Genomic DNA, 19,496 nt, shown 5'->3' with positions numbered 1-19,496 from the left:
CCGCGCCTCCCGTCCGACGCGTCAGCGGTCCGTCAGCGCGCCCCGACGTGCGCCGGGGCGAGCAGGCCCAGGTACGTCAGGTCGTCCGCGACCTTGCTGATGAGCGCGTGGTCGAGCGGCGGGATCTCCGGCGAGCCGAGCGGCCGGACGTCGCGGACGGCGGCGGCGAAGTCGTCGGCGGGGATCGACGAGCCGGCGTGCGGCGCCTCCGGTGCGGCGAACGCGTGCAGGAGCGGCAGGACCGAGCGTGCACGGTCCTCCTCCGGCAGTGCCGTGAGGGCGTCCCGGAACCGCGTGACCCACTCGGCGTGGTCGGCGACCCGCTCGACCGGGTGCCCGTCCTCGACGAGCCAGTCGACGAAGGTGTCGAGCGAGACGCCGTCGTCGTGCGGGTTCACGACGTTGAACGTCCGGTACCCCTCGGTGACCGCGGCGCCGATCGCGTCGATCGCGGCGGCCGTGAAGTCCGCCGGCAGCCCGTCGTAGTGCGAGCGCTGCCGACCGCCGTCCGGGGCGGGCTGCACGAACGACGCCGGGGCGAGCCCGGTCGCCAGCACGCTCCAGACCAGCCGGGTGAAGACGTCGGGCAGGTTCACCTGGCCGCGCCACCGCGGGTGCGCCAGGACCATGTCCGAGCGGAACACCGCGACCGGCACGCCGTACCGCTCGTGCGCGTCGTGGAGCAGCACCTCGCTCGCCCACTTGCTCGCGCCGTAGCCGTTCGCGTACTCGTCGGCGATCGTCCACGTCGGGATCGTCGTCCGGACGTCGGCGCGTTCGAGCAGCGCCGCGGGGACGTCGGGTGCGACGTCCTCGGTGGCGCTCGGGCGGGCACCGCCGGCGACCGCGACGCTCGACACGAACGTCACGGGCACGCTCCCGGCGGCGATCGCGAGGCGCAGGACCTCGGCGGTGCCGAGGACGTTCGGGCCGAACAGCGCCGTGTAGGGCAGCACGTGGTTCACGAGCGCGGCGACGTGCGCGACGAGGTCCACCCGCGCCGCGAGGTCGTGCCACCGGCCCTCGTCGAGTCCGAGCAGGTGCTCGCTGACGTCGCCGGCGACGACCTCGAGCGCACCGCCGAGCTCCGCGAAGCGCGCGGCGAACGCGGGGTCGGCGGTGAACGCGGCCTCGAGTCGGCGGCGGGCGTCGGCGTCGTCGGCACCGCGGACCAGGCAGACCAGCGTGCCGCCGACGGGGGCGAGCCGCTCCAGCCAGTCGATCGCGGTGAAGCGGCCGAGGTAGCCGTTCGCGCCGGTGAGCAGGACCGTGCGGGGCGTGGTGCCGGCGCCGGTGCCCGCGCTGGTGTCTGGGTCGGTGCTGGTGCTGGTGCGGCCCTGTCCTTCGTTCGTGGCCCGGGTGACCGGTTCGGGCACCGTGCCGAGCAGGCGGTCGAGGCGCAGGTCCTCCGCGCGCAGCACGGTCGGGTCGGCACCGTGCACGCGCGTCACGGTCGGTCGGTCCTCGGCGGCGGTGCGCTCGACGTACGCGGCCACGGCGGCGAGGTCGTTCGTCGGGTCGGTGATGACGCCGACGGGGACCTCGGCCTCGAACACGTCCTCGAGGATCCCCGAGAACGTCAGCGCGGACAGCGAGTCCCCGCCGAGGTCCGAGAAGCGTGCGGCCGCGGCGGTCTCGGTGGACACCTCGGCGCCGAGGAACTCGCGGGCGGCCCGGACCACGGTGTCGACCGTCGGCTCGTCCGCCACGTGTTCCCGGAGCGCGGCGACGAGGGTGCCGCTCTGCTGCTCGGCGACGGCGTCGTACACGGCGGCGAAGCGCTCGCCGTACCGCTCGGTGAAGCGCGGGCGGAGGAGCTTCCGGGCGTCGGAGAGCATGCCGTTCTCGACCGTGAAGGGGTCCGGCTCGACGATCACGCCGCGGGGGACCTCGTACGGGGCGAGACCGTTCTCGCGCGCGGTGCGCTGCAGGGCGGCGAGGACGTCGCGCTCGGTCGCAGCCGGGTCCTCGGGGACGACCACGGCGAGCAGGAACGCGTGCCGGCTGTCGCCGTGCAGGGCGACCTGGCGGACCTCGGGCGTGCCGCCGTACACCGCCTCGAGCGCGGCGACGGCGACGAACTCGCCCTGCGACAGCTTGATGACGTTGTTCCGGCGGTCGAGGTACTCGTAGGTGTCCGGGCCGGTCTGTGCCATGACGTCGCCGGTCCGGTAGAAGCCGTCCTCGTCGAACACCGCGGCGGTGACGTCCGGGCGGCGGAAGTAGCCGGGGATCACGGCCGTGCTCTTCACGAGCAGCTCGCCGCGGGGGTGCGGCCGGTCGGTGACCCGGTAGCCGAGCTCGGGGACGTCGACGAGCTTGTGCTCGGTGACGGGCGGCTGCTGGACGACGCCGTCGCGGAGGATGCTGCCGGCCTCGGTCGAGCCGTACAGGTCGTGCAGGGTCGTGCCGAGGCAGCCCTCGATGTACGCGCGCAGCTCGGGGGTGAGCGGGGCGCTCGCGCAGATCGCCTGACGCACCCGACCGCCGAGGGCACGGACCCGCAGGTCGGCCTGCACGGCGGCGCGGACTGCCGCGGGGTCGGAGTCGGCGCCGGCCGCGGCCGTCCGTCGCTGCTCCTCGCGCTCGCCCTCCTGCCGGATCATCTCGGCCACGCGCGGCACGAGGACCAGCTCGGTCGGGGTGTACACGCGCAGGTCGTCGAACAGGGTCGACAGGTCGGTCGAGGTCGCGAGGGCCACCGTCCCGCCCCGGCCGAGGGTCGCGAGCACGGCGGCGCGGCCGGTCAGGTGGCTCATCGGCAGGTAGGCGTAGCCGACGACATCGGCGGCCGGGGCGGCCTCGGCCGGGGCGGTCGTCGCGTCTGGGGCCGCGGGGTCGGGGCGCAGCGCGTGCCACAGCCGCTCGACCATGGCGCGGGTGTACATCGCGCCCTTCGGTGTGCCGGTGCTGCCCGACGTGTAGAGCAGGAGCGCGAGCGGGTCCTCGCCCGGCGCGGGCTGCCACGGGGTCGGACGGGGGCGCCCGGCACCGCGGCGCACGAGCGCCTCCAGGGTCGCGGGGGCGGCAGTGGCGTCGCTGCCGCCCCCGTCCGCGCTGCCGGCGCTGTGTCCGCTGCCGTCACCGTCCTCGGTGCCGGTGCCGTCGAGCAGCACCGTCCGCACGTCGGCGTCCGTCTCCTCGGTCACCGCCCGGGCCGTCGCCGCGTGCTCCGCCGTGACGCCGAGCCACACGGGCTCGGTCTCGTCGACGATCGCGCGGAGCGCCCCGACGGGTGCGCTCGCCTGCAGCGGCACGCTCACCGCGCCGAGGATCCACGCGGCCAGGTCGAGCGTCAGGAGGTCGGCGGTCGGGGCACCGAGCACCGCGATCCGGTCCCCGGGCGTGACGGTCTCACCGAGGGCCGCCGCCACCGCGCCCGCCCGCTCCCACAGCTCCCGGTAGCTCGTGTCCGTGACGGTCGCGCCGTCCCGGTGCCGCAGGGCGGGTCGGTCGGCGTGCTGTGCGAACACCGCCTCGACCGAGGTGTCCACGAGCCCCTGCTCGTCCCGTCCCTGCACGTCGTGTGCCTGCACTGCCTGCTCCATCGTTCGTCCCTTCGTCCCTTCGTCGTTCCGTCGAGCGCGCCCCTGCGCACCCGTCCCGGCGCTCAGCGAGCGCCGCCCCCGCCCCCGTCCGGTGCGTCCCAGCCCGGCACGCCCCCGTCCGGCACGTCCCCGCCCGGCACGTCCCGGGCCAGTACCGTCCCCGCCAGCACCGTTCCCCGGTCCACCGCCCACCCGCCCGTGGCCGTGAACGCCGGGCCCCGTCGGGCGGTCGCCACGAAGGTGCCGTCCGGACGCAGCACCACGTGTGCACCGTCGATCCCGAACCAGCCGCCGTGGGCCGTCGTCCGTGCCTTCGCGACCGCCTCGGACGCGGCGAACAGCACGCTGTCCGGACTCTCACCACCGGATCGGCGGAGGGCGTCGAGACCGGCCCGGACGGGCGTGCTGTCGAGGTCCGCGATGCGCTCGAGCACCCCCGCGGGCAGCGGTCGGGCGGGGGTCGCGTCGATGCCGATCCCGGCGTGTTCGACGGACCGACCGACGGCGCACGCGCGGAGTCCGGCGCAGTGCGTGATCGCGCCGACGACACCGTCGGGCCACACGGGTGCGCCGCTCCGTGCGACGGGGATGGACGGCGCGTCGATCCCCGTGGCAGCGCAGGCACGGCGGGCGAGCACACGACCGGTCGTGAACTCCGCGCGACGGGCCGGCAGTGCCGTGGCGACCGCCGTGCGCTCGTCGTCGGTCAGCGGACCGTCGAGGTCGTGGGTCGTGGCGACGACGACCACCGAGGCGGGCAGGAGCGCCGCCCAGGGGTCACGTCGTCGAAGTTGCACATTGCAATCAGACGCCGGTTCCCTCGGAGTCCCCCGGACGGGGCACGTCCCGGGGCGGGGTCGGGCACACGCTCAGGAGCGTGGACGGCGACGGAGACGGCGACGGCGGCGGCGGCGACGGAGCGCGGCGACGGTGACGGCGACGGTGCCGGAGCGCGGCGCACCCGACCGGGGCACCACGCGTATCTCAGGCGGGCAGCACCGCGACGACCGCGTGGTGGTCCGCCCACGACACGGTGAGGGTCTGGCCGTCCGGCACCGGCAGCCCGACCACCCGCAGCACGACGAGGTCGCCGTGGTCGGTCCGCACCGTGGTCTCGGTGCCGTCGGTGTGCGCCTCGACCCGGGTCACGGTGGGGGAGTCCGACGCCGAGCCGCTGCCCACCGCCGTCGCCTCCTTGTCGAACGTCCCGGAGCCGTCCGCGCGCTCGAGGTCGGCCTCGTGCCCGCCCGTGACGATCGCCCGCCGCACGACGTCGGCGTAGACCGGGTCGCCCACCGCGTCGTACACCCACCGGCGACCGAGCACCGAGTGGTCCATCTCGGTCACGAGGTACGCGCCGGCACCCTCGAGCGGCGCACCGCGGTACGTCAACGGCGTGTGCAGCAGTCGGCCGTCCGGGGTCCGCACGACGATCACCTCGACGCCGACCTCGCCCGCGGGGTCGTCGAACCGGAAGCGCGTCACGACCTCGACGGACTCCCCGGCGGACAGCCCGCTCCACGGCTGCGCGGGCAGCCAGGCGGCGAGGGCCTCGGCCTTGGTCGGTCGGAGGGTTGCGTGGTGGATGACGGCCATGTCCCGACGCTACCGAGGACCGCTCACGCAGGCGCGACGGCCCGCCGTCCACACGCTGCGTACGCTGTGGGGGTGCGCGACGACCTCCTCCCCGTGCTCGCCTGCCCCGTCTGCGCCGAGCCGCTCGCCCGCGTCGCGGACGGATCGGTCGGGTGCGCGACGGGTCACCGGTACGACGAGGCGAAGCAGGGCCACCTCACGCTCCTCCCCGCGAAGCGCCGCGCGCTCACGGCGGACACCCCCGCGATGGTCGACGCCCGCGTGCGGTTCCTCGGCCGCGGGCACTACGGGCCCGTCGAGCGGGCGCTCGCCGCGGTCGTCGCCGACGCCACCGCCCCGGGCGTCGTGCTCGACGTCGGGTCCGGTCCCGGGACCTACCTCGCCCACGTGCTCGACGCGGTCGCCGACGACGCGGCCGGCCGTGTCGACGCACGGGACCCGGACGGGAGGCGCGACCCGGCCCCGGCAGGGGCCGTCGCGGCCCGCCTCGGGGTCGCGCTGGACCTGTCCGCGGTGGCGATCCGTCGCGCCGCACGGGTGCACGCGCGGGCGGGAGCCGTCGTCGGGGACGTGACCGAGCGCCTCCCGGTCGTCGACGACGCGGCCGCCGTCGTGCTGGACGTGTTCGCGCCGCGCAACCAGCGGGAGTACGCCCGCGTGCTGCACCCGGCGGGCGTCCTGGCGGTGGTGACCCCGCGGCCCGGCCACCTGGCGGAGCTCGCCGAGGCGACGATCGCCGTGGACCCGGAGAAGGAGCGACGGCTGCACGACTCGCTGACGCCGTCGTTCGCGCTGCGGAGCTCGGACGACCTGACGTGGACGATGGAGCTGACCGCCGAGGACGTGCACGACGTCGTGCACATGGGGCCGAGCCACCACCACGTCGACCCGGACCGGGTCTTCGCGCCCACGACCGTCACCGCCGCCGTGACGGTCAGCACCTGGACGCCGGCGGGCTGAGGGCCTCCGCGCCGACGGCTTGCGGGCCTGCACACGCCGGCGGCTTGCGGGCCTCCACGTCGACGGGTTCCGGGCCTCCGCGCCGACGGGTTCCGGGCCTCCGCGCCGACGGAGTAGAAGACGTCGGGTCCGCGCTCGGTACCCGACGTCTTCTGCTCCATCCGTGGCCGAACGTCAGGCCTGCGGTGCCGCGACGTCGAGCTGCCAGACGACGCCGAACCGGTCGCGCAGCTGTCCCGCGAGCGGCGCCCACGGCGTCGGTGCGAGGGGCTGGCGCACCTCGGCGCCGTCGGACAGGGCCTCCCAGTAGCGCGTGACCTCGTCCGCGTCGTCACCGTGCACGAAGACGTAGAAGGCGTTCGTGCCCTGGTCGTAGGGCTGGTCCGGCCAGACGTCGAACGCCATGATCCGGAAACCGGCCTCGGTGGTGACCTGGCCGAACACGAGGCGGTCGGTCCATGCGGGGTCCTGCGATGCGCCCATCTGGCCGTAGGTCGCGGCGGTCACGGTCCCGCCGAAGACCGTCGCGTAGTGGTCCAGGGCCGCGCGGGCCTGGCCGTCGAAGTTGAGGTGTGTGGTCGTCTCGATGCTCATGGCAGGAGTGTGTCGGGCGTTGCGGTCAGATCGTGACCGCAACCCGGACGAGGATGGAGGCATGTCCGGACCGTCCTCGCGCATGCTGTCGCTGCTCTCCCTGCTGCAGGTGCACCGCGACTGGGCCGGCGACGAACTCGCGACCCGGTTGGCCGTCAGCCCGCGCACGCTCCGCCGCGACGTCGACCGGCTCCGGGACCTCGGGTACCGCGTGGAGTCGGTGCGCGGACCCGCGGGCGGCTACCGGCTCGCCGCCGGTTCGGACCTGCCGCCGCTGCTCTTCGACGACGAGCAGGCCGTCGCGATCGCCCTCGCCCTCGCGGTCGCCCCGGCCTCGGGCGCCGACATCGCCGAGGCCGCGACCCGGGCGCTCGCCACCGTGCGCCAGGTGATGCCCGAACGGCTGCGGAACCGGGTCGACCTGGTGGACGCCGTGGCCGCGCCGGGGCGGACCCGCGTCGACCCCGAGGTGCTCGTCGCCGTCGGTGAGACCGTCCGCCGCCACGAGGTCCTGCGCTTCGGCTACGGCGAGCGGGACACCCCGCACCGCGTCGAGCCGCACGCGGTCGTCGCGCGGAACGGCCGCTGGTACCTGCTCGCGTGGGACCCCGAGCACGACGACTGGCGCACCTACCGCGTCGACCGGATCGTGCCGCGGATGCCCACCCGGCTGGCGTTCACCCCGCGACCGGTCCCGGGTGGCGACGTCGCGGCGTTCGTCTCGGCACGGTTCCGGGGCTCGTCGACCGAGGACGTGTGGCCGTGCACCGGGTCGGTACTCGTGACGGCTGGGGACGCCGAGCGGATCGCACCGTTCCTGCCGGAGGACGCGGTCGTCGAGCCCACGGGGGACGATCGCCGGCGGGTGACGCTCGGGTCGTGGTCGTGGGACGGACTCGCGGGGGTGCTCGCCGGGACGACGGTGCCGTTCACGGTCGAGGGGCCGGAGGAGCTGCGGGTCGCGGTGGAGGCGCTCGCGGCGCGGTTGCTCGACGCCGGTCGTGGCTGATCAGACGGCGCGGGTCTGCCGGGGGTTCCAGAGCGGCTCTTGGAGCCATGCCGGATCTGCACCGGTCGAGCCGACGTCGATCCCGTCGATGTCCGGGAAGGACGACAGGAGTGCCGCCGTCCGCACCTGCCAGTCCTCGTCGGAAGGCACGGCATCGAGCAGATGCGCCAGGACTGCCAAGACCTCGTAGACGCCGAAACGCTTCGGTGCCGATCCGGAACCGAGGTGTGCGAGCGCCGGGACCTGCGCCGCGGTCGGGCGCTTGGGAGCGACGACAAGCTTGCGGTTGAACAACCGCGAGTGGTGGGCAGCGACGTTGCGCACGTAGTTGACGGACGCGAGCCAGCTCCGCATCAACTGTTTCGTCGGAACCGAGAACGCCGCGGCGACTTCGGTGGCGAGATCGTTCCGGAGCCCGCCGTACAGCCGCGACACCTGCCCGAGTTCGAGCAACTCGACGACGACCCAGACGGGCATGTGTCCGTCGTACCGATCGCGGAAGTGCGTCACGAACGACTCATCCGAACGGCCCTTCCGGTCCTCGAGCCGGCCCAGCCACCGCTGGTGTTCGCTGCGCCGGTCGGGGTCCGATCCCGAGGCGGTGAAGGCCGCACTGAATGCTGCTGGATCCTCGTGGGCGAACGGCGACAGCCGACCGAGGACGTGCGCGAGCCTGGTGCGGATAGCGACTTCGACCCGTTCCACGGCCTCGAGGACCAGCAAGCGCAGCGCTCGATCGAAGGCGATCAGTTCGCAGGCGTGGTCGAACCGGGCAGTGACGCGGTACTGCTCCTCGACGACGACCGACGCTCGTCCGCGCTCATCGATCACCGTGTGGGACTGCCGGAGCGGGTAGAGGTAGCCGGTGAGCCGGTAGTACCCCACCTCGTGCAGCACGGCCGCCGCGCGTTCGACGTCCGGGATGACGAGTCCTCGGCGGCGAAGGATCCCGATCTGGTCGTCGATCGACAGCCACGGCTTCGTGTAGGGCACCTCGTCTCCCCCCGGGACAAGAAAATCGGCCCGAGCCGTCAGGCGAGCGGGCCGATCGTGATGCTGCAAGGGTACCAGCGTCGCCCCGGCCTCGGCAACGAGGCTGAGCATCCGCGGCTCGCGCCGCGTGGGTCGTTAGGGCGGCGCATGCGTCCGACAGGAGGCCGTCAGGAACCCGTTAGGACCGGCCTGGAGGCGCGGTGCCGGATCCAGCATCGGTTCCGCACCACACGTGGTGCGGTCAGCGTCACCCGACGCGGACCACGCAGCAACCCTGGAGTCCCTCGTGTTCGACGTCTTCGTCGTCGCCGGTGTCCTCGCCGTGTTCGGTGTGGTGGCACTCATCGCCAAGGGGGTGGAGCGACTGTGATCGTCGTCACCATCGCCGCCGCCGTCCTCGGCATCGCCTCGGTCGTCTACCTGGTGTGGGCCCTGGTCCACCCGGAGCGCTTCTGATGGCCGGCTCCGCCGCCGACACCTGGGCCGGCATCGCCCAGGTCGCGACGCTCGTCCTGCTCCTCGTCGTCGCACACCGCCCGGTCGGGGACTGGATGGCGCACGTCTACACGCCGACGAAGCACGCCCGCATCGAGCGCGGCGTGTACCGGGTGATCGGGGTCGACCCCGACGCCGAGCAGTCCTGGCCCGCGTACCTGCGGGGCGTGCTGCTCTTCAGCGTCGTCGGGCTCCTCGTCGTCTACCTGCTGCAGCGCATCCAGGTGGTGCTGCCGGGGAACCTCGGGCTGCCGGACGTCGGGCCGTCGCTCGCGTTCAACACGGCGGCGTCGTTCGTCGCGAATACGAACTGGCAGTCCTACTCGCCCGAGGCCACCGTCGGCTACACCGTGCAGATGGCGGGCCTCGCGGTGCAGAACTTCCTGTCCGCCGCGGTCGGCCTCGCCGTCGCCGTCGCCCTGGTCCGCGGGTTCGCCCGCCGGAAGTCGGGCACGCTCGGCAACGTCTGGGTCGACGTCGTGCGCGGCACGGGTCGCCTGCTCCTGCCCGGCGCGTTCGTGTTCGCGCTCGTGCTCGTCGCCGGGGGCGTCGTGCAGTCCTGGGGCGCCGGGATCGACGTCACCACCCTCGCCGGCGGGACGCAGCACATCCCGGACGGCTTCGTCGCGTCGCAGGAGGCGATCAAGGAGCTCGGCACGAACGGTGGCGGCTACTTCAACGCGAACTCGGCGCACCCGTTCGAGAACCCGCAGGCGTGGACGAACCTCGTCGAGGTCTTCCTCATGCTCGTCATCCCGTTCTCGCTCCCGCGCACCTTCGGGCGGCTCGTCGGCGACGACCGCCAGGGCACCGCGATCCTCGCCGTGATGGGCGCGATCTTCCTCGTGTCGCTCTCGGTTATGTCGATCGCCGAACTCGCCGGCGGCGGCAGCGCCACCCAGGCAGCAGGCGCGGCGATGGAGGGCAAGGAGATGCGGTTCGGCATCCTCGGCACGACCCTCTTCGGCACGACCTCGACCGCGACGTCCACGGGCGCCGTGAACGGCATGTTCGACAGCTTCACGCCGATCGGCGGCATGATGGCGCTCCTCAACATGATGCTCGGCGAGATCAGCCCCGGCGGTGTCGGCTCCGGCCTGTACGGGATGCTCGTGCTCGCGGTCATCACGGTGTTCATCGGCGGGCTCCTCGTCGGTCGCACCCCGGAGTACCTCGGCAAGAAGATCCGCGCCCGCGAGATGACCTTCGCCGCGCTGTACATCCTCGTCACGCCGACCCTGGTGCTGCTCGGCACCGGACTGTCCCTGGTGATCCCGGGCGTCCGCGAGCAGGTCCTCGGCACGAGCCTGTTCAACCCCGGCAACCACGGGCTCTCCGAGCTGCTGTACGCCTTCACCTCGGGCGCGAACAACAACGGTTCGGCGTTCGGTGGGCTCACCGCGAACACCACGTGGATGAACTCCGCGCTCGGCGTCGTGATGCTGCTCGGTCGGTTCATCCCGATCGCGCTCGTCCTGGCGCTCGCCGGGTCGCTCGCCGCCCAGGACAAGGTGCCCGCGACCAGCGGCACGCTGCCCACGCACCGGCCGCTGTTCATCGGCCTGCTCGGTGCGGTCGCCGTGATCGTCACCGCCCTCACCTACTTCCCGGTCCTCGCTCTCGGACCGCTCGCGGAAGCACTCGCCCGATGAACGCCCAGCCGATGTCCGAGGACACTGCAATGACCACCGTGACCGACGCGCCGGAGGCGACCACCGCCTCCCGGCCGACCACCTCGTCCGCCTTCGGGCCCCGCCAACTGGCGGCGGGCCTCCCGGGCGCCCTGCGCAAGCTCGACCCGCGCCTGATGTGGCGCAACCCCGTCATGTTCATCGTCGAGGTCGGTGCCGCGCTCACCACGGTGACCGCCTTCGTCGAGCCGTCCGCGTTCACCACCGCGATCGCGGTGTGGCTCTGGCTGACGGTGGTCTTCGCCAACCTGGCCGAGGCCGTGGCCGAGGGCCGCGGCAAGGCGCAGGCCGACACCCTCCGCAAGACCCGCTCCACCACGAGCGCACGGCGCGTCCGCGGGTACGACGCGGCCGGCGACCCGGCCGCCCTGCGGGCCGAGACCGAGGAGCTGGCCTCCGTCGACCTCGCCAAGGGCGACGTCGTGGTCGTCGTCGCCGGTGAGGTGGTCCCGGGCGACGGCGACGTCATCGACGGCATCGCGAGCGTCGACGAGTCGGCCGTCACCGGCGAGTCCGCGCCCGTCATCCGGGAGTCGGGCGGTGACCGCAGCGCGGTGACCGGCGGCACCCGGGTGCTGTCCGACCGGATCGTGGTGCGCATCACGTCCACGCCCGGCGAGACCTTCATCGACCGGATGATCCGGCTCGTCGAGGGTGCCGCCCGCCAGAAGACGCCGAACGAGATCGCGCTGAACATCCTGCTCGCGTCGCTGTCGATCGTGTTCGTGATCGTCTGCCTCACGATGCAGCCCATCGCGGGCCTCGTCGGCGCCACGGTCAGCGTGCCCGTGCTCATCGCCCTGCTCGTCTGCCTCATCCCGACCACCATCGGCGCGCTGCTCTCCGCGATCGGCATCGCCGGCATGGACCGGCTCGTGCAGCACAACGTCCTGGCGATGTCGGGCCGCGCGGTCGAGGCCGCCGGTGACATCACCACGCTGCTGCTCGACAAGACCGGCACGATCACCTACGGCAACCGCCAGGCGTCCCGCGTCGTCCCGGTGCCCGGCGTGACCGTCACGACGCTCATGGAGGCGGCAGCGCTGTCGAGCGCCGCCGACAGCACCCCCGAGGGACGGTCCATCGTCACGCTCGCGGCAGCAGACGGGGTCGCACCCGGGACGCCCGCCGGCGCGGTCGAGGTGCCGTTCACGGCGCAGACCCGCATGTCCGGCCTCGACCTGGCCGACGGCTCGCAGATCCGCAAGGGCGCCGCGGCCGCCGTGCTCGCCTGGGCCGGGTCCGCGGACGCCGCGGTCGTCGCCTCGGTGGACGCCACCGTCGCCGAGGTCTCCGACCAGGGCGGGACGCCGCTCGTCGTCGGACGGCGCGACGCCTCCGGGACCGTGGCGCTGCTCGGCGTCGTGCACCTGAAGGACGTCGTCAAGGAGGGCATGGCCGCCCGGTTCGCCGAGCTCCGCAGCATGGGCATCCGCACGGTGATGATCACCGGCGACAACCCGCGCACCGCCAAGGCGATCGCCGCCGAGGCCGGGGTGGACGACTACCTCGCCGAGGCCACCCCGGAGGACAAGCTCGCGCTCATCAAGCGGGAGCAGGAGGGCGGCAACCTCGTCGCCATGACCGGCGACGGCACGAACGACGCCCCGGCCCTGGCACAGGCGGACGTCGGCGTGGCGATGAACACCGGCACCACCGCTGCGAAGGAGGCCGGCAACATGGTCGACCTCGACTCCGACCCGACGAAGCTCATCGACGTCGTCCGGATCGGCAAGCAGCTGCTCATCACCCGCGGTGCGCTGACGACCTTCTCGATCGCCAACGACGTCGCGAAGTACTTCGCGATCATCCCGGCCATGTTCCAGGCGGCGTTCCCCGGCCTCGCGGCGCTCAACGTCATGGGACTGCACAGCCCGTCGTCCGCGATCCTGTCCGCCGTCGTCTTCAACGCCCTCGTCATCGTGGCGCTCATCCCGCTCTCCCTGCGGGGCGTGCGCTACCGGGCGGCCTCTGCGTCGTCCGTCCTCGGACGCAACCTGCTCGTCTACGGGCTCGGCGGCGTCATCGTCCCCTTCGTCGGCATCAAGCTGATCGACCTCGTCGTCGGTCTCATCCCGGGGTTCTAGTCCAATGGCATCCGTACGGTCCACCTTCCGCTCCACCGGTGTGGCGATCCGCCTCACCCTCCTGTCCACCGTCGTCCTCGGCGTCGTCTACCCGCTCGCGGTGTGGGGCGTCGGCCAGGCCGCCTTCCACGACCAGGCGAACGGGTCGATGGTCACCGACTCCTCCGGCACGGTCGTCGGCTCGTCCCTCATCGGGCAGTCGTTCGACGGCAAGGGCACCGACCGCTGGTTCCAGTCGCGCCCGAGCGCCGCGGGCGAGGAGGGCTACGACGCGAACGCCTCGTCCGGCTCGAACCTCGGCCCGTCGAACCCCGACCTGCTCAAGGCGGTCGAGGAGCGCCGCGCCGCCGTGGCGAAGGCCGACGGGATCAGCGCCGCTGAGGTGCCTGCCGACGCGGTCACCGCCTCGGGCTCGGGCCTCGACCCGGACATCAGCCCGGAGTACGCGCTCCAGCAGGTGTCCCGGGTGGCCTCGGCCCGCGGGCTGTCCGAGGACGCCGTCCGCACGCTCGTCGACGAGCACACCGAGGCCCGGCAGCTCGGGTTCCTCGGGGAGCCGGTCGTCAACGTGCTCGAGCTGAACCTGGCGCTCGCGGCGACGCGCTGACGCGGGGGCGGGGGCGGGGCGCGGCCGAGGTCGCGGCCGTGGTCGCGCCCCGCGCTGCTGCGGCTCGCACAACCGGAAGCACCTCGCACCACGGAATCCCGTGGCGCGACGTGCTCCCGGTTGTGCAGACGCACGTCGAACCACCCCGCGCCAGCCGCCACCGCCACCCCGGCCCGCGCCGCGCCACCACCCCGCCCCGCGCCACCGCCCCGCGCCAGCCGCCACCGCCACCCCACCACCGACCGAACAGCGAGAGGATGAGCCCGTGAAGCGAGGCAAACTGCGGGTCCTGCTCGGCGCGGCCCCCGGCGTCGGCAAGACGTTCACGATGCTCGAGGAAGGGCACCGCATGCAGGCCGAGGGCCGCGACGTGGTGGTCGCCGTCGTCGAGACCCACGAGCGTGCCGCCACCGCCGCCCTGGTCGACGGGCTCGAGGTCGTCCCCCGCCGGGTCGTCGAGCACCGCGGGGTCGCCCTCGACGACATGGACCTCGACGCGGTGATCGCCCGCGCCCCCGACGTCGCCCTCGTCGACGAACTCGCGCACACGAACGCGCCCGGCAGCCGGAACGAGAAGCGCTGGCAGGACGTCCAGGCGCTCCTCGCCGCGGGCATCAGCGTCATCTCGACGGTGAACATCCAGCACATGCAGTCCCTCGGCGACGTCGTCCGCGAGATCACCGGCACGGTGCAGCGCGAGACCGTCCCCGACGCCGTGGTCCGCGCGGCCGACCAGATCGAGGTCGTCGACCTCGCCCCGGCCTCCCTGCGCGAGCGGCTCTCCGACGGGCTGGTGTACCCGGCCGCCCGGATCGACGCCGCGCTGTCCAACTACTTCCGGCTCGGCAACCTCACCGCCCTGCGCGAGATCGCCCTGCTCTGGCTCGCCGACGAGGTCGACGACGCGCTCAAGGCCTACCGCGCCGAGCACGGCATCGACCACCGCTGGGAGACCCGCGAACGCGTGCTCGTCGCGCTGACCGGCGGCCCCGAGGGCGAGACGCTCCTGCGCCGCGGCGCCCGCATCGCCGCCCGGAGCGCCGGCGGGGAGCTCGCCGCCGTGCACGTCACGACGAACGACGGCCTCCGCGTCCGCCACCCCGGTGCGCTCGGCAAGCAGCGCGCCCTGCTCGAGCAGCTCGGCGGGACGTACCACCAGGTCGTCGGCGACGACGTGCCGTCCACCCTCGTCCGGTTCGCCCGGTCGGTCGACGCGACGCAGATCGTCATCGGGGTCAGCCGTCGCTCGCGTCTGGCCGCCGCCATCACCGGACCGGGCATCGGCAACACGGTCATCCAGGAGTCCGGCGACATCGACGTGCACGTCGTGACGCACGAGCGTGCCGGTGGCGGGTTCGCCCTGCCGAAGCTCGGCGGCAGCCTGTCCCGCGCCCGGATCGCCGCGGCGTTCGTCCTGTCGCTCACCGTGGGGCCGCTGCTCACCTGGCTCCTGTCGCGCACGGACGACCCGGACTCGATCACGGTCGACGTGCTCGCGTACCAGCTGCTCGTGCTCGTCGTGGCCCTGGTGGGCGGGATGTGGCCCGCCGTGTTCGCCGCCGTGCTGTCCGGGCTGAGCCTCGACTTCTTCTTCGTGCAACCCCTCTACCAGGTCACCGTCCAGCAGCCGTGGCACCTCGTGGCCCTCGTGATGTACGTGATCAGCGCCGTGCTCGTCAGCTTCGTGGTCGACCGGTCGGCCCGGCGGAGCCGCGAGGCACGCCGTGCGGCAGCCGAGTCCGGGCTCCTCGTCGGCATCGCCGGCAGCGTCCTCCGTGGCGACGACGCCCTGCAGGCGCTGCTCGACCGCACGCGCGAGGCGTTCGGCTTCACCGGCGTGCGGATCCGGCAGGGCGACGAGGTCCCGGCCACGTCCGGGACGTTCGAGGGCACGCCGGACGCGACCACGAGCCTCCCGTCCGGCGCCGTCCTGGAGTTCGCGGGCGCACCCGACGACCCGACCCAACGACGGCTGCTGCGGGTCGTCGAGCAGCAGCTCGACGCCGCGGTGGAACACCGCCGGCTCACGCGCACCGCGGTCGACGCGGAGCGCATCGCGGCCGCGGACCGCGTCCGCAGCGCCCTCCTGGCGGCCGTCGGCCACGACGTCCGTCGCCCGATCGCGGCGGCCTCGGCCGCCGTGCAGACGCTGAGCGCCTCCGACATCGAGCTCACCGACACCGACCGGGAGGCGCTGCTCACGACCGCCGACGAGAGCCTGCGTCAGCTCGCGGTGCTGTTGGCCGACCTGCTGGACGTCAGCCGCGTGCAGGCCGGGGTGCTCGCCGTGACCCCGCTGCCAACCGCCCTCGAGACGGTCGTCGCCCCCGCTCTCGACGAACTCGAGCTCGGCCCGGACGACGTCGACCTCGACCTGCCGGGCGAGCTGCCGCCGGTCCTGGCTGACCCGGTCCTGCTGCAGCGCGTCGTCGTGAACCTGCTCGCCAACGCCTCGCGCTACGCCCCCGAGGGCACGCGCGTCCGGATCGCGGCGAGCGCCTTCGGCGGCGGCGTCGAACTGCGCGTGGCCGACCACGGGCCGGGCATCCCCGAGGACCGGCGCGACGAGGTGTTCCAGCCGTTCCAGCGGCTCGGCGACACCGACAACGAGACCGGGCTCGGGCTGGGGCTCGCCCTGGCGCGGGGGTTCACCGAGGGGATGGGCGGCACGATCGAGGTGGACGACACCCCCGGCGGCGGACTCACCGTCGTCGTGCGGCTGCCGATCGCGGGGCACGTGGGCGTGGAGGTCCGAGCATGAAGGTCCTGATCGCCGACGACGACGCCCAGCTCGTCCGGGCACTCGCCGTCACCCTCGCCGCCCGCGGGTACGAGGTCGCCACCGCGCGGGACGGCCGCGCCGCGATCGACGCCGTGATCACCGAGCGCCCGGACATCGTCCTGCTCGACCTGGGGATGCCGCGGCTCGACGGCATCGGGGTGCTCGAGGGCATCCGCGCCTGGTCGCAGGTCCCCGTGCTCGTGCTGTCCGGCCGGACCGACTCGTCCGACAAGGTGGACGCGCTCGACGCCGGCGCGGACGACTACGTGACGAAACCGTTCCAGATGGACGAGCTGCTCGCCCGGCTCCGTGCGCTCGGGCGCCGGCAGGCCACGGCAGCGGCGACTGCCGGGGCGACCCCCACCGTGGTGGTCGGCGATCTCGTGGTCGACCTCGTCGCGAAGCAGGTCACCCCGCCGACGGGACCCGCGATCCGCCTCACCCCGACCGAGTGGCGCCTGCTCGAGGTGCTCGTGACCAACCCCGGGCGGCTGATGACCCGCGAGATGCTCCTCACCGAGGTGTGGGGCCCGACGCACGGCAACGACTCCGGGTACCTGCGGCTGTACATGGCGCAGCTGCGGCGGAAGCTCGAGCCGGAGCCGTCGCACCCGCGGTACCTGGTGACCGAGTCGGGGATGGGGTACCGGTTCGACCCGACCGGCGGCTGACCCCGCGCCGCGGGCCCTTCCGCCCGCGGCGTGCCGCTCGCTACCGTGTCGGCATGACCGAGTCACCGTCCGGGGCCGTGTCGGTCCCCCTCGCTGCCCCCGTCCACGCGCAGGCCCTGCGCTACACCCGGCTGTACGACGGCAAGCCCTTCGCCGAGGCCGTGCTGGTCTACCGGGCGAACGGGTCGTACACGATCCTGTCGCCCGGCGAGGACCACCACGGCAGCTACGTCGCCACCACCGACGTCCGCTCGGGCCCGGTCGAGGTCGACTTCATCTCGTGGCCGTCGGCGGACTGGGACGACGACGTCGCCCGGCACACCCTGCGCTTCGACCGGCAGGACGGCAGCTTCCGCCAGGAGCTCCGGCTGCCCGGGACGTCCGAGCCGCTGCACCAGGCGGGGATCTTCCGCGCGGTGGACGTCGCGGACCTCGTCGGCGCGCACGGGTGGGCCGCCGTGCGGGAGCGGTACGCGGCCACGTTCGCCGAGCTGGACGAGGCAGCGACGTCGCCGTGAGCCCCTCGTCGCGAGACCCGGCCGCCGCGGGCGCGGTCAGGGTCCGCCCGCAGGACGTCGACGACCTCCGGGCCTTCCTGACCGCCTGCGACCTGACGGTCGCCGGTCTCGAGGACCCGTCCACCCGCCTCTGGGTGGTCCGCGACACGGCCGGGACGGTCGTCGGGAGCGCGGGCTACGAGACAGGACCGGACGGGAGGCACGTCCTCCTCCGCAGCGTCGCCGTCGGCCCGGCGCTCCGCGGTTCCGGCCGTGGGACGGCGCTCGCCGAGCTCGCGTTGCGCGCGGCAGCGGGGGAGGGCGCCCGGCGCGCGTGGCTCTTCAGCCGACGGTCCGGACCGTTCTGGCAGCGGCTGGGGTTCGTCGCTGCCGACCGTCGAGACCTGGCGGCCGTCCTCGCCGGCACGAGCCAGGTGGAGCTGTTCCGGGCGACCGGGCAGCTGGAGCGTGAGGTCGCCTGGACCAGCCCGCTCCTGCGGGAGTCCGAGTCTGAGCCGGGCGCCTGGACGCATGCGCTGGGCGGCGCCCGCGCGCCCGGGTCCTGACGCTTCGGGGCCCGGCTCGCCCACCTCGGTCCCGCTCCCTTCCGCGGATGGAGCAGACGATGTCGGGTGCGGCCGCCCCACCCGACATCGTCTGCTCCATCGACGCGACCGGACGACGCCGGACGGTACCGTCGAGCCGTGACGATCGCGCTGCGCCGGGTGACGGCGGACGACTGGCAGGAGTGGCGGACGGTCCGGTTGGCGGCGCTCGCCGAGGCGCCCGACGCGTTCGGCTCGACCCTCGCCGACTGGCAGGACGCCCCCGAGGGCCGCTGGCGCACCCGTCTGTCGCTGCCGGACGCGGTGGACCTGCTCGCGGTCGACACCGAGCACGAGCACGAGCACGACCACGCACGCCACGACCACGACCACGTCATCGGCATGGCCACCGGTGTGCCCGACGTCGACGACCCCCGCCGGGCCGAGCTCATCTCGATGTGGGTCGCCCCCGAGGCCCGCGGCAGCGGCGTCGCCCGGCAGCTCATCGACGCCGTCGCCCGCGCGATGGCCGAGCACGGCGCCGAGCACCTCGAGCTCTCCGTGATGCCCGACAACGACCGCGCCCGCCGCAGCTACGAGCGCGCCGGGTTCGCCCCCACCGACACCCTCGGTGACGCGCTGCCCGACGGCCGACACGAGCTCGTGATGTCCCGCGACCTCGCGGCGGAGCGCACCCTGCTCGCGTACGAACGCGGGGCCGACCGGTACGCCGACCGCACCGACGACCACCGTTCGGGCCTCGTCGACGACCTGCTCGCCCTCGTGCCCGCCGGGTCGCACGTCCTCGAGCTCGGCTCCGGTCCCGGTCGCGACGCCGACGCACTCGAGGCCGCCGGACTGCGGGTCGACCGGACCGACGGCGCCGCGGCGTTCGTCGACCGGCTCCGCGCGGCCGGACACGACGCCCGCCTGCTCGACGTCCGGCGCGACGACGTCGGACCGGACGAAGGCGTCCGGCGCGACGACGTCGGACCGGACGAAGGCGTCCGGCGCGACGACGTCGGACCGGACGAAGGCGTCCGGCCCGACGACGCCCGGCCCGACGACGACGCCCGGACCGGCACCGCCGCAGGCTGGGGCGGACCCTACGACGCCGTGTTCGCGAACGCCGTCCTGCTGCACGTGGACCGGGACGCCACCGGCCCCGTCCTCGAACGTGCCCGCCGCGCGGTCCGCCCGGGCGGGGTCCTCGCCGCCACGGTCAAGCGCGGCGACGGTGCCGGCTGGAGCGACCGCAAGCTCGACGACCCGCGCTGGTTCACCTACTGGACCGAGGACGCCCTCGCCGCCGTCGTGTCCGCGGCCGGCTGGCACGGCGTGCACGTCCGCGAGACCACCCGTCCCGGCGCCGACGAGCGCTGGCTGACCGTCACGGCCCACCGGCCGGAGGAGGACTGACC

Annotated in this window: 17 protein-coding genes; 12 read left to right on the top strand and 5 right to left on the bottom strand. The window is 74.0% G+C overall.

Annotation, left to right across the window (positions count from 1 at the left end; translation table 11 throughout):
* Positions 1–32: 32 nt before the first annotated feature.
* The 3 genes from car to QOL16_RS16690 all read right to left on the bottom strand — a co-directional run bounded on the left by car (position 33) and on the right by QOL16_RS16690 (position 5,144).
* Positions 33–3,548, bottom strand: a complete 3,516-nt coding sequence (gene car, locus QOL16_RS16700) for a carboxylic acid reductase (protein WP_071285488.1) — start codon at positions 3,546–3,548, stop codon at positions 33–35.
* A gap of 62 nt (positions 3,549–3,610) precedes the next feature.
* The gene (locus QOL16_RS16695) at positions 3,611–4,345 is read right to left on the bottom strand and encodes a 4'-phosphopantetheinyl transferase (RefSeq protein ID WP_175473148.1); all 735 of its coding nucleotides are present in this window, start codon (positions 4,343–4,345) and stop codon (positions 3,611–3,613) included.
* Positions 4,346–4,532: 187 nt separating this feature from the next.
* Complete coding sequence (locus QOL16_RS16690; protein WP_071285486.1) at positions 4,533–5,144, bottom strand: hypothetical protein; 612 nt, start codon at positions 5,142–5,144, stop codon at positions 4,533–4,535.
* A gap of 72 nt (positions 5,145–5,216) precedes the next feature.
* Between QOL16_RS16690 and QOL16_RS16685 the strand changes: the two genes are divergently transcribed.
* A complete protein-coding gene (locus QOL16_RS16685; RefSeq protein ID WP_071285579.1) occupies positions 5,217–6,104 on the top strand; it encodes a putative RNA methyltransferase in 888 nt (295 codons plus the stop codon).
* Positions 6,105–6,278: 174 nt separating this feature from the next.
* On the opposite strand, the gene QOL16_RS16680 is transcribed toward QOL16_RS16685, so the two are convergent.
* Positions 6,279–6,698, bottom strand: coding sequence for a VOC family protein (locus QOL16_RS16680; RefSeq protein ID WP_071285484.1), 420 nt, complete (start codon positions 6,696–6,698; stop codon positions 6,279–6,281).
* Positions 6,699–6,759: 61 nt separating this feature from the next.
* Between QOL16_RS16680 and QOL16_RS16675 the strand changes: the two genes are divergently transcribed.
* Positions 6,760–7,707, top strand: coding sequence for a YafY family protein (locus QOL16_RS16675; RefSeq protein WP_071285482.1), 948 nt, complete (start codon positions 6,760–6,762; stop codon positions 7,705–7,707).
* Here the strand turns inward: QOL16_RS16675 and QOL16_RS16670 are convergent, their stop codons facing one another.
* Positions 7,708–8,811 (bottom strand): Abi family protein, encoded by a 1,104-nt coding sequence (locus tag QOL16_RS16670; RefSeq protein ID WP_253181720.1) that lies wholly within the window; start codon positions 8,809–8,811, stop codon positions 7,708–7,710.
* Positions 8,812–8,932: 121 nt separating this feature from the next.
* Between QOL16_RS16670 and QOL16_RS16665 the strand changes: the two genes are divergently transcribed.
* From QOL16_RS16665 to QOL16_RS16620, 10 genes are all read left to right on the top strand, one after another.
* Entirely contained in the window at positions 8,933–9,070 is a 138-nt protein-coding gene (locus QOL16_RS16665) for a hypothetical protein (protein ID WP_171898837.1), read from the top strand.
* Positions 9,067–9,156 (top strand): potassium-transporting ATPase subunit F, encoded by a 90-nt coding sequence (locus QOL16_RS16660; protein WP_058729515.1) that lies wholly within the window; start codon positions 9,067–9,069, stop codon positions 9,154–9,156. The genes QOL16_RS16665 and QOL16_RS16660 overlap by 4 nt, the downstream gene beginning before the upstream one ends.
* Positions 9,156–10,847, top strand: a complete 1,692-nt coding sequence (kdpA, locus tag QOL16_RS16655) for a potassium-transporting ATPase subunit KdpA (RefSeq protein ID WP_071285480.1) — start codon at positions 9,156–9,158, stop codon at positions 10,845–10,847. Before QOL16_RS16660 ends, kdpA begins: the two co-directional genes overlap by 1 nt.
* A gap of 29 nt (positions 10,848–10,876) precedes the next feature.
* The gene (kdpB, locus tag QOL16_RS16650; protein ID WP_065964710.1) at positions 10,877–12,973 is read left to right on the top strand and encodes a potassium-transporting ATPase subunit KdpB; all 2,097 of its coding nucleotides are present in this window, start codon (positions 10,877–10,879) and stop codon (positions 12,971–12,973) included.
* A 4-nt stretch (positions 12,974–12,977) separates the two neighbouring features.
* A complete protein-coding gene (kdpC, locus tag QOL16_RS16645) occupies positions 12,978–13,580 on the top strand; it encodes a potassium-transporting ATPase subunit KdpC (protein WP_071285477.1) in 603 nt (200 codons plus the stop codon).
* A gap of 265 nt (positions 13,581–13,845) precedes the next feature.
* Positions 13,846–16,341, top strand: coding sequence for an ATP-binding protein (locus QOL16_RS16640; RefSeq protein WP_065964315.1), 2,496 nt, complete (start codon positions 13,846–13,848; stop codon positions 16,339–16,341).
* Positions 16,338–17,033: a response regulator transcription factor gene (locus QOL16_RS16635; RefSeq protein WP_065964314.1), complete on the top strand. Its 696-nt coding sequence runs from the start codon at positions 16,338–16,340 to the stop codon at positions 17,031–17,033. Before QOL16_RS16640 ends, QOL16_RS16635 begins: the two co-directional genes overlap by 4 nt.
* A 53-nt stretch (positions 17,034–17,086) precedes the next feature.
* Positions 17,087–17,551, top strand: a complete 465-nt coding sequence (locus QOL16_RS16630; protein ID WP_071285475.1) for a hypothetical protein — start codon at positions 17,087–17,089, stop codon at positions 17,549–17,551.
* Positions 17,548–18,096: a GNAT family N-acetyltransferase gene (locus QOL16_RS16625; protein ID WP_065964310.1), complete on the top strand. Its 549-nt coding sequence runs from the start codon at positions 17,548–17,550 to the stop codon at positions 18,094–18,096. Before QOL16_RS16630 ends, QOL16_RS16625 begins: the two co-directional genes overlap by 4 nt.
* A 138-nt stretch (positions 18,097–18,234) precedes the next feature.
* Positions 18,235–19,494: a GNAT family N-acetyltransferase gene (locus QOL16_RS16620; RefSeq protein WP_071285473.1), complete on the top strand. Its 1,260-nt coding sequence runs from the start codon at positions 18,235–18,237 to the stop codon at positions 19,492–19,494.
* The last annotated feature ends 2 nt before the right edge of the window (positions 19,495–19,496 follow it).

Source organism: Curtobacterium sp. MCBA15_004 (genome assembly GCF_001865055.2).
GTDB lineage: Bacteria > Actinomycetota > Actinomycetes > Actinomycetales > Microbacteriaceae > Curtobacterium.
This window is presented reverse-complemented; position numbering and strand designations above follow the sequence as displayed.

Excerpts from the sequence above, each read along its gene's own strand:
- QOL16_RS16630 (WP_071285475.1), top strand. The coding sequence starts at position 17,087 with ATGACCGAGTCACCGTCCGGGGCCGTGTCGGTCCCCCTCGCTGCCCCC.
- QOL16_RS16675 (WP_071285482.1), top strand. The coding sequence starts at position 6,760 with ATGTCCGGACCGTCCTCGCGCATGCTGTCGCTGCTCTCCCTGCTGCAG.
- QOL16_RS16680 (WP_071285484.1), bottom strand. The coding sequence starts at position 6,698 with ATGAGCATCGAGACGACCACACACCTCAACTTCGACGGCCAGGCCCGC.
- kdpC (WP_071285477.1), top strand. The coding sequence starts at position 12,978 with ATGGCATCCGTACGGTCCACCTTCCGCTCCACCGGTGTGGCGATCCGC.
- kdpB (WP_065964710.1), top strand. The coding sequence starts at position 10,877 with ATGACCACCGTGACCGACGCGCCGGAGGCGACCACCGCCTCCCGGCCG.
- QOL16_RS16690 (WP_071285486.1), bottom strand. The coding sequence starts at position 5,144 with ATGGCCGTCATCCACCACGCAACCCTCCGACCGACCAAGGCCGAGGCC.
- car (WP_071285488.1), bottom strand. The coding sequence starts at position 3,548 with ATGGAGCAGGCAGTGCAGGCACACGACGTGCAGGGACGGGACGAGCAG.
- kdpA (WP_071285480.1), top strand. The coding sequence starts at position 9,156 with ATGGCCGGCTCCGCCGCCGACACCTGGGCCGGCATCGCCCAGGTCGCG.
- QOL16_RS16635 (WP_065964314.1), top strand. The coding sequence starts at position 16,338 with ATGAAGGTCCTGATCGCCGACGACGACGCCCAGCTCGTCCGGGCACTC.
- QOL16_RS16670 (WP_253181720.1), bottom strand. The coding sequence starts at position 8,811 with ATGCTCAGCCTCGTTGCCGAGGCCGGGGCGACGCTGGTACCCTTGCAG.